Below are 9,717 nucleotides of genomic sequence, written 5' to 3'. Positions count from 1 at the left end.
AGCGCTACCGATCAGCGCCGGCACATCGACAGACCGTTGCCGTTCTCCGAGCACGGACACGGTCACCTCGACGCCGCTCAGGTGGATGAGTTGTTCGAGAATCTCACGTGGGGTGCGGCCAATGCCGCTGCACACGTTGTAGGCCTCTCCTGGTGTGCCACCTTCGTATGCCATGACGTAGGCTCGGACGACGTCGCGCACGTCACTGAAGTCGCGCACCACATCGAGATTTCCCACTTCGATCCGTGCCGGCTGTCTGCCGGATTTCACCGCCATCATCTGGCGCGCGAAATCCGAACAAACGAACTGCGATGGCTGCCCTGGTCCGGTATGGTTGAACGGCCGCATGCGGATCACATCGAGCTTTTGCGCGCGTGACCATTGATAAGCCGCCAGATCGGCCGCGGCTTTGCTGGCGGCATAGGGGCTAAGCGGCCGCAGCAGGCACTGCTCCGTCACCGGCAGTTCGTCGGCGCCCACTTGCCCATATGCATCACTCGAACCGATCCAGACGATGCGGCAGTTGACACCGCTGGCGTGCACCGCCCAGAACACGTTGAGACTCCCCATGAGGTTGGCCTGATAGGCGGCGTCAGGATCTTTGAACGATGCGGCCACGCTGGTGAAAGCGGCCAGGTGGAACAACCCATCTGGATGTACCTGACGGACGACCTCCGCCAGTCGGGAACGGTCACAGATGTCGGCGACCAACAGATGATCCGCCGCCAAATTCAGGGCACTCGGAAATCGAGGCGCTTTGTCTGGGGGCAAATTGCGGGCCGTGCCGAAGACGTCGTGCCCTTCACCGCGCAGGTGGTCCGCAAGGTGCCGGCCGGCAAAGCCCGTGATCCCCGCGATCAGGACGCGCATGGGGCCGTTTGGCCTCAAGCAGAACGCGACGAGGCGCCCTGTTCCATCTCACGGCGCACCAAATCGAGGTCGGCGTCCACCATGACTTCGATGAGCTGCTGAAATCCAACCGTGGGACGCCACCCCAAGCGTTGACGCGCCTTGGCAGCGTCGCCGATGAGGTGATCAACTTCAGCCGGCCGGATCAAGCTCCTATCCTCGCGCACGTAGGCGCGCCAATCGAGGCCAACGTGGGCAAAGGCAATCGCCGCAGCTTCCTGGACGCTGTGCTCCTCGCCCATGGCTACGACGTAATCGTCCGGCTCATCCTGCTGCAGCATGAGCCACATGGCACGGACGTAATCTTTCGCGTACCCCCAGTCGCGGCGCGCCGCCAAGTTGCCCAGGCACAGCTCCCCGCACTGACCCAGCTTGATGCGTGCCACCGCGTCGGTGATCTTGCGGGTGACGAACTCCTTTCCCCGCCGCGGCGACTCATGATTGAAGAGGATTCCCGAGCACGCGAACAGCCCATAGCTCTCGCGGTAGTTGACGGTAATAAAATGCCCGTAGACCTTGGCGACGCCGTACGGGCTGCGCGGATGGAATGGCGTTAGTTCCGTTTGCGGCACCTCACGGACCTTGCCGAACATCTCGCTCGACGAGGCCTGGTAGAAGCGGATGTCACGGTCGACCAAGCGAATGGCCTCCAACACACGGGTGACCCCGACCGCGTTGAACTCCGCCGTCAACATCGGCTGCTCCCACGACGTCGGCACGAACGACTGCGCCGCCAAATTGTAGACCTCCGCCGGGCGAATGCGCTGCAGCACGGTAATCAACGACAGCTGGTCCAGCAAGTCTGCCTGCACCAAGCTGACCGTGCTCCGCAGGTGCTCGATGCGCGCGAAGTTCTCGGTACTAGCGCGACGGACCATGCCGAATACCTCATAGCCCTGTTCCAACAGCAGCTCGGCAAGGTAGGAACCGTCCTGCCCGGTGATACCGGTAATCAGCGCGCGGCGTTTCGCGCCGGTCATTTGTCTACCCGTCCGTACCGATCCTCCAGCCGCACCACGTCATCCAACTCTGGGGTGGACGCTTCGAGCACGTCGCAGGTTTCGATGGCCGTCATGCGGTGACGCAGGCCCGGAGGGATGTGGAAGCTCTGGCCAGGGTGCAAGCGTATCGTCTGCCGTGGCCCATCGGCCGTCGCGATATCGAGTTCAAGTGCCCCGACAAACAGGTGAATCGTTTCGACTTTGCGCTCGTGGTACTGGTAGCTCAGCTGGCCGGAGCGCTCGATGTGAAGAATTTTCCCGACGTAGCGCGGGGTCTCTGCCCAGATGAGTTCGTATCCCCACGGCTTCTCCACTCTCCGGCCGACGAACGGCGCTGCCATTGCTGTCATGGCGTCCAGTACAGCAGCACCGCGGCAGTCAGAATCCACAGCAGGACACCGGCCTGCAACGGCTGGTCGCTCAGCAAGAGCTGGGTGGGGTTACCGCCTTCCTCGCGTTGATGCACCAAGTACAAGTAACGGAAGATACCAAACAACACAAACGGGATGGTCAGGTAGAGCTTATCGGTACCGAGCTTCTCCCGCACTTCGGGTGACACCGTGTAAATGGCGTAGGCCACGACGGTCGAGGCCGTCACGACGGCAATCATCTGGTCGAGGAAGTAGGGGCTGTACTCCTTCAGACTGGCGCGATGGTCCGTGGCCCGAGTTTCGAGCAAGATCAATTCATGTCGCCGCTTCGAGAACCCGAGGAAGAGCGCCAGCAAGAAGGTGCAGATGATGAGCCAAGGCGATACCGGCACGGCGATCATGACCCCGCCTGCCACCGCCCGGATGACGAAGCCAGCGGCAATTGCCATGACGTCCAGAATGACCACTTCCTTGAGCCAAAAAGTGTACCCGACCTGCAAGAGGAAATACAAGCACGCCAGAAGTCCGAAGCCGGCATTGAGGGCGGTCGCGCCTCCCAGTCCAACCAAGACCAAGCCAACGGCCAACACCATCGCCGTACCGCGACGCACACGCCCGGAGGGCAACGGTCGGAGCGCCTTCAACGGGTGTTCGCGGTCGCGGTCGCAGTCGCGCAGGTCGTTCATGACGTAGGCGCCGCTCGCGAGAGCACAGAAGGCGACAAACCCGAGCGTAACCACGATGAGATCGCCGGTCTTGAAGAGGTGCTTGGAGAAAATGAGCGCCGCAAACAGGACAGCGTTCTTGCTCCATTGCGTCGGCCGCAGCAAGGACACGAGATCGCGCAGCGTCGACGCACGTGCCCGCTGGACCGGAACAACGCTTGCTTCAGCACGGTTCACCGCATGCACTCCTTCTCAACCCACCGTAGCGCACGCGGCTGAGACCGCGACTTCGCCACGCTCCTTGGTTTTCGCCTGGACAATAAGCTGTCCTGGGCGATTTTGCCACAGTTCCGCTATGATCGCCTGGCTACGCTGGACTTCGACGCGGCATCTACCGAGATCAGCGGAACAGAACCTTGGCGAGTTCCGACCGGTAATGACCGGTGGCTTCGTGTTCTGGTCCGAGCAGTTCGAAGATATCCAGCATCGCCTTGCGTGCCGCATCATCGTGGAACTGACGATTGTGACGAACAATTTCCAAGTACTGTTCCAGCGCCTCGCTATGCTTCGACGCGGCGGCCAACACTTGGGCCAGAAGAAACCTAGCCTCGATATCGGCAGGATCAGCCGCTACCTTCGCCCGTAATGCTTGCTCGTCGCCCCTGCCGCCTTGGCGGACGCGAATCTCGGCCGCCCGTCGGTCGGCATCTTGCCGCAGGGCGCCAAATCCGACCCGCTCCAGTAGGGCCAGCGCCTCCTCGTACTCCCCACGATCCGTCAGGACGGCGGCCAAACCGAGCAGCGCACGCGGGCAACGCGCATCCAGGTCGAGCGCGCCTTGAAACTGCGCTTCGGCCTCGGCGCTCTTGCCGGTGGCGCGCAGCTGATCGCCTTCAGCCGCCAAGCGGTCTGCCTCAGTCGGCAGCACCTGAGTCAGGAATTTTCGTACCGCCGCCTCGGGCAGCGCGCCAACAAACTCGGCAACAGGCTTGCCGTCGCGGAAGCCGAGCACCATCGGAATGCTGCTGATGCCGAGTGCTGCCGACAACTGCGGATTCTCATCGACATTCACCTTGGCGATAATGAACGCGCCGTGATGCTCTTCCGCCAGTCGTTCCAGCAGTGGACCGAGGGCTCGGCAGGGCGCGCACCACGGGGCCCAACAATCCACCACCACCGGCGTGTGCTTCGAGCGCTCGATGACCGCAGCCTCGAAATCCTTATCGCCGACATCAACGAGGTACTCGTTCATCGGAACAACCTGACCTTTGATCTTCGGATCTCCCTGGGCCACCAGCACCTTCCGCAGCGTGTTGGAACAGTAATTGGAGCAACGCGCGGATGCAACCGCCGTCGCGCCGCACGAGTCCCTCACGCGGCCTGTGCTGATCGGCGGCGTGGGTGTGCTCGTCGAAATCCTGATCATCGCCACAGAGCAGGCGGCTGGAAGCGATATCGGTGCGGCGTCCCACCTTGACTCGCAGTTCGATCCATGAAAACCCATCCCTGTTGGAGCGGATCAGCATCAATAGCCGAGTGGAGTCGAAAGTGCTGCTGAGTGTCCCAAAAGAACAGCTCCGGACGCTGTTGACCCATATCAGCCGGCGCATGGGCATGACGCCAAGCGCCGTCGATCTCCTGGTGCGCAGTGCGCAGCTGGGACGCTGGAACAAAGGACAAAACATCTTCAGCCCGGAGGACAGCGCCGATTTTGTCAACTTCTTGGTCAGTGGCGTGGTCAAGGTCAGTTGTCCGTCGGGCGCGGGCACGGTGTGCGTCCAGCTCATCCGACCCGGGCAGTTCTTCGGTCTGAACTGGTACGCCGACCAAGGGCAGCCCCGGCTGTTTTCCGCCAGCGCTTTCATCGATTCCACCGTCGCCATCATCACCAACGAAATGATGGCCGAGTTGGTCGCCAACTCTCCGCCGCCCAGCGTCCTGCAAATCGTCTCGTTCAGCTGGCGGGTGCTGAGTCGTTTGCTGTACGACAAGTGCTGCCTGCTCGGCCTGCGCCTGGAGGAGCGCCTCGTCCACGAACTAGCCGTCCTGGCGCGCGATTTCGGACACGATACCAACGGGACCGTGTTGATCGACTTGCCCGTAACACATGCCGACCTCGCCGAGTTCGCCATTGCCTCGCGCGCCAACGTCGCACGCGTCATGAAACGCTTCGAGCGCGAAGGGCTGACGGTCAGAGACGGCCGCAAGATCGTCCTCACGCACCGCTTCTTCGACCAGCGCTACAACGTGCACGTCGAGCAGATCCTCCGCGGCGATCTGTTTCGTCCGTCGCAGACGCAGCAGCGTCTAGGGCACGCAGAGTCTCAAACGACACAATAATTCCGCGCGCGGTGTGCCCTACGGCACATTGGCATCTTCCAACGCTCCTCCGCATCCATAAAAGTGTGCGCCGACGGGGTGACGAGATGCGACGAGACGAATACCGCGCCGACATTGAAGTTGACGAATACCTGTGGCCACTGACTGGAGACCCACCCTCGATCCAGTGGGAGTTGGTTACCGAGGAGCTTCGCATCCGGCAGCGGCTGGCTGAAATAGTGACTCACGTACGCGAGATGCACGTGCGCCCACGCGTGCGACAACTGAGCAACCGCGTCGCCTTCACACAGTCACGGAGTATCGTTGAGTCCATCATTACGGGGCCGGAGGACGGTCCACCCTGGGCTCAAAGCCTGAAGGAACCCGTACCGCGCGCATTGCGCGACGAATGGACCCGTTTGACGCAGCGCCTGCGCGAGCTCAACGTTTCGCGCATGTTCCCGCAGCATCCTGCGCCGCGGTAGTCCATGGCTGCCGCGTGCGGTGTCCGCGCGCGGTTGACCCGCTGTACCGGCATCGTTACAGTGCGCCACTCATCGTGGTGTAATCGATGGAATGGCTCGTTGTAACATTGCAGATATACCGCCAAGTGTGCGCTCGGGCGGCGATGCTGGCCGGAAAGAATTGGCCGGTTCTTGGCAGCCTCTTTGTTTATCAGGCCATCAGGATAGTTGCCGCCAGACTGTGTCTGCCGTTGGGCATCGCCGGCGGTTTTGCTTTGACGCTCGTTCAGGCGGCCTGCCTTGGTTCCTTCCTCTACCTTGTCGAGATGATCGTGCGGACCTCGAGGGTAACTCTGAACGACTTCCGTCACAGCTTTGGCCGCTATTTATGGGACGTAGTGGGGATCATGTTCGTTTTCTTCCTCTTCACTCTCGTCAGCCCGGCCGTTTTGCAGCTACCGCAGGGCGAAGTGATCCTCCTCTTCCTGTATGTCGCGATTTTCGTTCTGTTCAATGCAGTCCCGGAATTGATCTACATGGGACACTACTCAGCCACCACCCTGCTGTCGGAGAGTTACGAGTTCATCGCTGAGAACTGGATCGAGTGGTTCCCCGCCACGCTCGTCGCGGTCGCCATTATGTACGGTGTCGCTTCTCTGCCCATCGGCGGCATCGCCGGCTACGCGCAAGACGCAGTGACGGCGCTATTGTTGTACTTCACCATGGTGATGCGTGGACTGCTCTTCATTGAGTTGCACGGCTCGACACACCGCGGCCGCGCCTTCAGGTATCGCATGGGCGGATGGAGCGGAACCTGAATCCGCCGAGATCAGAGCCTTCCCCCTTTTCATAGGTGGCGCCAACCTTTCAAGCCGCATGGAACGGTATTTCCTTTCCGCCTTCGAGCAGGCACAAGCATGGGCCTTCGGCTCTCACTCTCGAACGCCGGGAACTATAGGCGTGACGCGCCACCAGCAGCAGTGGCACCGCCGCCACCAGCAACGCCAACAAGACACAGAGAGTCCTGCCGGCACTGAACTCCACCGCTCCGGGGGCGGCTGCGCCCGCGACGATGCTCACGGGCACTGGGAGCATCGCAAACCATTCCATATGATCACCTCCGATCACGCACCCACCGACGCCGCACGGCCAGAGTGCGTGTCGTAGGTGCCCTAGGGCGTCCGTCCTCCCCGTGGGAAGGACCACAAGGGAACACCCGAACTGTTCAGTGGGCCACCGCAACGCTGGCGCCGTTGCCCTTACAACCCAACCCAACCATCATATCCACGCTGCCCGCGCCGTCGGTACCGAGGAACCACTCCATCGGCCGACCGGTGTAGCAGGCGATGCGGAACAGCACCTCGGTCGAGGGAACTCGACCGTTAAGGTAGTTGTAAAGTGCCGACAGGCTGACCCCGATCTCATAGGCAAACGCCTTGGGCTCGTCGGCCACCACCACTCTCAACCGCTGCGCCACCAACTGTCCATCGATCCGACCCATTGTTGTCCTCCTCTCCGGATCGTCTGGCGGAACGGAGCCCATCCCCGATCCGCTCGTCCCCGCCCATCGCGGAGACCTCATTTCGCCAAAAAAAAGGGGCCACCGAACTTTCGTCCGGTGGCCCCTTTATCCTCAAGAGTTGTCTCGCCCTTTACGGATTCCCCTCCCTCAGAAGGCCACCGGACACCCAGCGCGGGTTAATCTTCGCGACGAAAAGCGTCACCGCCATCGTCACGGCACCCACGAGAGATGCCGCCACGACCGTAGCGCCGCCACGTCCCCATGCGTGGGCATGACGTCGCCGCTGCTCTCCGTCCGTGATGTAATGCGATCTGGTCATCAGTGTGAAATCCGTCTCAATCTTTACGAACGCATTTACCCATAGCGCCGCGCGTGATGCAAGCCCCCTGTTTTTACGCTTGTTGAACGTGAGCACCAGCCGAAAGTGTGGTACGGTCGTCACAAGGAGGTGCGGGGTGGCGCGGTCGAAGAGCAAAGTACACGTCGGCGTGATTTTCGGTGGTCGGTCTGGTGAGCATGAGATTTCATTGCGCTCGGCGCGCAGCATCGTCGACGCTATCAACCCGGACAGGTATCGTGTCAGCTTGATCGGCATCGATCGCGCTGGGCACTGGCACCTCCTGGGTGAGCGGGCCTTCCGGCAACTGACAGAGGCGCCGCTGCCGGCGCTCAACGGCGCAGGCAGCGAGGTCATACTCCTGCCGGCTCCCACGACGGGGAAACTGATCGATCCCCAAGACCCGACTGCTGCCATCGGCAATGTCGACGTCGTGTTTCCGGTCTTGCACGGCCCGTATGGCGAAGACGGGACCGTCCAGGGGCTGCTGGAATTGGCGGACATCCCCTACGTCGGCGCCGGTGTGCTGGGTTCTGCCGTCGGAATGGACAAGGACGTGCAGAAGCGGTTGTTGCACGCTGCCGGCGTACCGGTGGTACCGTTTTTTACGACGACGAGGGCGCAGTGGACGGCTGACACCACAGCGGTCATCGCGCGCGCCAGCGAATTCGGACTACCGTTGTTCGTCAAACCGGCAAACCTTGGGTCGTCCGTAGGTATCACCAAAGTGAAGGCGTTCGAGGCCCTGTCCTCTGCCATTGCCGTTGCGCTGGAGTACGACAACAAGGTTCTCATAGAAAAAGGGATCGACGCGCGAGAGATCGAATGCGCCATACTCGGGAACGACAACCCGCAGGCGTCGGTCCCTGGTGAAATCTGCCCCACCGCGGAGTTCTACTCGTACGAGGCGAAGTACGTGGATGAACATGGCGCCACCCTCATCATTCCAGCCCCGCTCACCGAATCCCAAGTCGCCACCGTGCGGGAACTCGCCGTGCGCGTCTTTCAGCTGCTGGATTGCGCCGGCATGGCCCGTGTCGATCTGTTCCTGGAGCGCGGAACAGGCCGCTGGTACGTGAACGAGCTGAACACCATTCCCGGCTTCACGACGATCAGCATGTACCCGAAGTTGTGGGAAGCGTCCGGCCTATCTTACCGGGAACTGATCAGCCGTCTGATCGATCTGGGACTCGAACGCCATGCACAGCGCAGTCGCCTGAAGAAAGCCTACGTGCCAGCGGCCGTGCAGCCCGAGTGAACCCGGCCGACCGCCGATACTCCCTTTACTTCCGGCGCGCCAGGATATCCGCCGCCGCACGCAACCCGAGCAGATAGCTGTTCGCGCCGAAGCCGGTGATCTGTCCCACCGCGATGTCGGCAATCAAGGAGCAGTGGCGAAACGGCTCGCGCTTGTACGTGTTGGACAGGTGCACTTCGATGACGGGCAAATCGGTGGCGAGTAGCGCGTCGCGGATGGCGACACTGGTGTGCGTGTAGGCTCCGGCATTCAGGACAATGGCGTCGGCCGTGCCCCGCGCCGCCTGAATGCGATCGACGAGCGCCCCTTCACTGTTCGACTGGAACGTCTTCAGCGCAACACCAAGGTCAAGCGCCAGTTCGCTGAGTCCGCGTTCGATGTCGGCCAGCGTCTCGTGGCCGTAGATGCCCGGTTCACGCGTGCCTACCATGTTGAGATTTGGACCGTGCAGGACGAGCACGCGCGGAACCGTCTGATCTTTCGCAGCACGAGGATCTCTTTTCTTGGCTGCCATGGCAACGCCTCTAGCAAACATACAGCGGTTAACGCAATTCGCAGTGGGGGGACCCGAGGAACCGACCCCCCTCAGCCACATCCTTTAGGGAACAACGATTTCACCAGATGTCAGAGGTGCGTTGTAGTTGCCGTTGGGCGAAGTAATCGTCACGCTGATGGCTGCGTTAGTGGTCTTGGTAACCGATTGATCGACCGAAAGCGAGAAGCTGAAACTTGTCTTACCGTCCACCAGCTGGTTGAAGGATTCGTCGTCCGGCACGCTGATGTTTCCACCGCTGATGGTGCCAGCAGTCGACGTGATGACAATGGTCGAACCACCTTCGAGTGGGTTCACCAAATCGTCGTGCACATCGAT

At 61.4% G+C, this 9,717-nt stretch carries 15 protein-coding genes; 5 read left to right on the top strand and 10 right to left on the bottom strand.

Annotation, left to right across the window (positions count from 1 at the left end):
* From VF515_17435 to VF515_17415, 5 genes are all read right to left on the bottom strand, one after another.
* On the bottom strand, positions 1-870 hold an 870-nt coding region (locus VF515_17435), incomplete at its 3' end, for a GDP-mannose 4,6-dehydratase (GenBank protein HEX7409416.1).
* Between the two features lie 14 nt (positions 871-884).
* Positions 885-1,889 carry a GDP-mannose 4,6-dehydratase gene (gene gmd / locus VF515_17430; protein ID HEX7409415.1) on the bottom strand — a complete coding sequence of 335 codons (1,005 nt, stop codon included), beginning with the start codon at positions 1,887-1,889 and terminating at the stop codon, positions 885-887.
* Positions 1,886-2,251 carry a cupin domain-containing protein gene (locus VF515_17425; protein HEX7409414.1) on the bottom strand — a complete coding sequence of 122 codons (366 nt, stop codon included), beginning with the start codon at positions 2,249-2,251 and terminating at the stop codon, positions 1,886-1,888. The genes gmd and VF515_17425 overlap by 4 nt, the downstream gene beginning before the upstream one ends.
* 5 nt (positions 2,252-2,256) lie before the next feature.
* Positions 2,257-3,183 carry a decaprenyl-phosphate phosphoribosyltransferase gene (locus tag VF515_17420; GenBank protein HEX7409413.1) on the bottom strand — a complete coding sequence of 309 codons (927 nt, stop codon included), beginning with the start codon at positions 3,181-3,183 and terminating at the stop codon, positions 2,257-2,259.
* A 163-nt stretch (positions 3,184-3,346) separates the two neighbouring features.
* A complete protein-coding gene (locus tag VF515_17415) occupies positions 3,347-4,240 on the bottom strand; it encodes a tetratricopeptide repeat protein (protein ID HEX7409412.1) in 894 nt (297 codons plus the stop codon).
* Between the two features lie 31 nt (positions 4,241-4,271).
* Between VF515_17415 and VF515_17410 the strand changes: the two genes are divergently transcribed.
* The 4 genes from VF515_17410 (at position 4,272) to VF515_17395 (ending at position 6,547) form a co-directional block, all read left to right on the top strand.
* Positions 4,272-4,442: a hypothetical protein gene (locus VF515_17410; protein HEX7409411.1), complete on the top strand. Its 171-nt coding sequence runs from the start codon at positions 4,272-4,274 to the stop codon at positions 4,440-4,442.
* A gap of 52 nt (positions 4,443-4,494) precedes the next feature.
* Positions 4,495-5,286 carry a Crp/Fnr family transcriptional regulator gene (locus VF515_17405; protein HEX7409410.1) on the top strand — a complete coding sequence of 264 codons (792 nt, stop codon included), beginning with the start codon at positions 4,495-4,497 and terminating at the stop codon, positions 5,284-5,286.
* An 86-nt stretch (positions 5,287-5,372) separates the two neighbouring features.
* Positions 5,373-5,750: a hypothetical protein gene (locus tag VF515_17400; protein ID HEX7409409.1), complete on the top strand. Its 378-nt coding sequence runs from the start codon at positions 5,373-5,375 to the stop codon at positions 5,748-5,750.
* Between the two features lie 143 nt (positions 5,751-5,893).
* On the top strand, positions 5,894-6,547 hold the full coding sequence (locus tag VF515_17395) for a hypothetical protein (protein ID HEX7409408.1): 654 nt from the start codon (positions 5,894-5,896) through the stop codon (positions 6,545-6,547).
* Positions 6,548-6,596: 49 nt separating this feature from the next.
* Here VF515_17395 and VF515_17390 read toward each other — a convergent pair whose 3' ends face one another.
* The 3 genes from VF515_17390 to VF515_17380 all read right to left on the bottom strand — a co-directional run bounded on the left by VF515_17390 (position 6,597) and on the right by VF515_17380 (position 7,570).
* Positions 6,597-6,839 (bottom strand): hypothetical protein, encoded by a 243-nt coding sequence (locus VF515_17390; GenBank protein HEX7409407.1) that lies wholly within the window; start codon positions 6,837-6,839, stop codon positions 6,597-6,599.
* A gap of 115 nt (positions 6,840-6,954) precedes the next feature.
* On the bottom strand, positions 6,955-7,230 hold the full coding sequence (locus VF515_17385) for a helix-turn-helix transcriptional regulator (protein HEX7409406.1): 276 nt from the start codon (positions 7,228-7,230) through the stop codon (positions 6,955-6,957).
* 151 nt (positions 7,231-7,381) lie between these two features.
* On the bottom strand, positions 7,382-7,570 hold the full coding sequence (locus VF515_17380; protein ID HEX7409405.1) for a hypothetical protein: 189 nt from the start codon (positions 7,568-7,570) through the stop codon (positions 7,382-7,384).
* Positions 7,571-7,706: 136 nt separating this feature from the next.
* Between VF515_17380 and ddlA the strand changes: the two genes are divergently transcribed.
* Entirely contained in the window at positions 7,707-8,846 is a 1,140-nt protein-coding gene (ddlA, locus tag VF515_17375; GenBank protein HEX7409404.1) for a D-alanine--D-alanine ligase, read from the top strand.
* A gap of 25 nt (positions 8,847-8,871) precedes the next feature.
* Here the strand turns inward: ddlA and aroQ are convergent, their stop codons facing one another.
* Together aroQ and VF515_17365 are read right to left on the bottom strand one after the other, a co-directional pair.
* On the bottom strand, positions 8,872-9,360 hold the full coding sequence (gene aroQ, locus VF515_17370; GenBank protein ID HEX7409403.1) for a type II 3-dehydroquinate dehydratase: 489 nt from the start codon (positions 9,358-9,360) through the stop codon (positions 8,872-8,874).
* A gap of 84 nt (positions 9,361-9,444) precedes the next feature.
* A partial coding sequence (locus VF515_17365; protein ID HEX7409402.1) for a hypothetical protein occupies positions 9,445-9,717 on the bottom strand: 273 nt, incomplete at its 5' end.

This window comes from Candidatus Binatia bacterium (assembly GCA_036382395.1).
Classification (GTDB): Bacteria; Desulfobacterota; Binatia; order HRBIN30; family HRBIN30; genus JAGDMS01.
The sequence above is the reverse complement of the archived record's forward strand: the minus strand, read 5'-3'. Positions and strand labels throughout refer to the sequence as shown.

Bases quoted from the DNA above. Each gene is read 5' to 3' on its own strand.
- VF515_17400 (HEX7409409.1), top strand. From the start codon at position 5,373: ATGCGACGAGACGAATACCGCGCCGACATTGAAGTTGACGAATACCTG.
- VF515_17380 (HEX7409405.1), bottom strand. From the start codon at position 7,570: ATGACCAGATCGCATTACATCACGGACGGAGAGCAGCGGCGACGTCAT.
- VF515_17425 (HEX7409414.1), bottom strand. From the start codon at position 2,251: ATGGCAGCGCCGTTCGTCGGCCGGAGAGTGGAGAAGCCGTGGGGATAC.
- aroQ (HEX7409403.1), bottom strand. From the start codon at position 9,360: ATGGCAGCCAAGAAAAGAGATCCTCGTGCTGCGAAAGATCAGACGGTT.
- VF515_17390 (HEX7409407.1), bottom strand. From the start codon at position 6,839: ATGGAATGGTTTGCGATGCTCCCAGTGCCCGTGAGCATCGTCGCGGGC.
- VF515_17395 (HEX7409408.1), top strand. From the start codon at position 5,894: ATGCTGGCCGGAAAGAATTGGCCGGTTCTTGGCAGCCTCTTTGTTTAT.
- VF515_17385 (HEX7409406.1), bottom strand. From the start codon at position 7,230: ATGGGTCGGATCGATGGACAGTTGGTGGCGCAGCGGTTGAGAGTGGTG.
- gmd (HEX7409415.1), bottom strand. From the start codon at position 1,889: ATGACCGGCGCGAAACGCCGCGCGCTGATTACCGGTATCACCGGGCAG.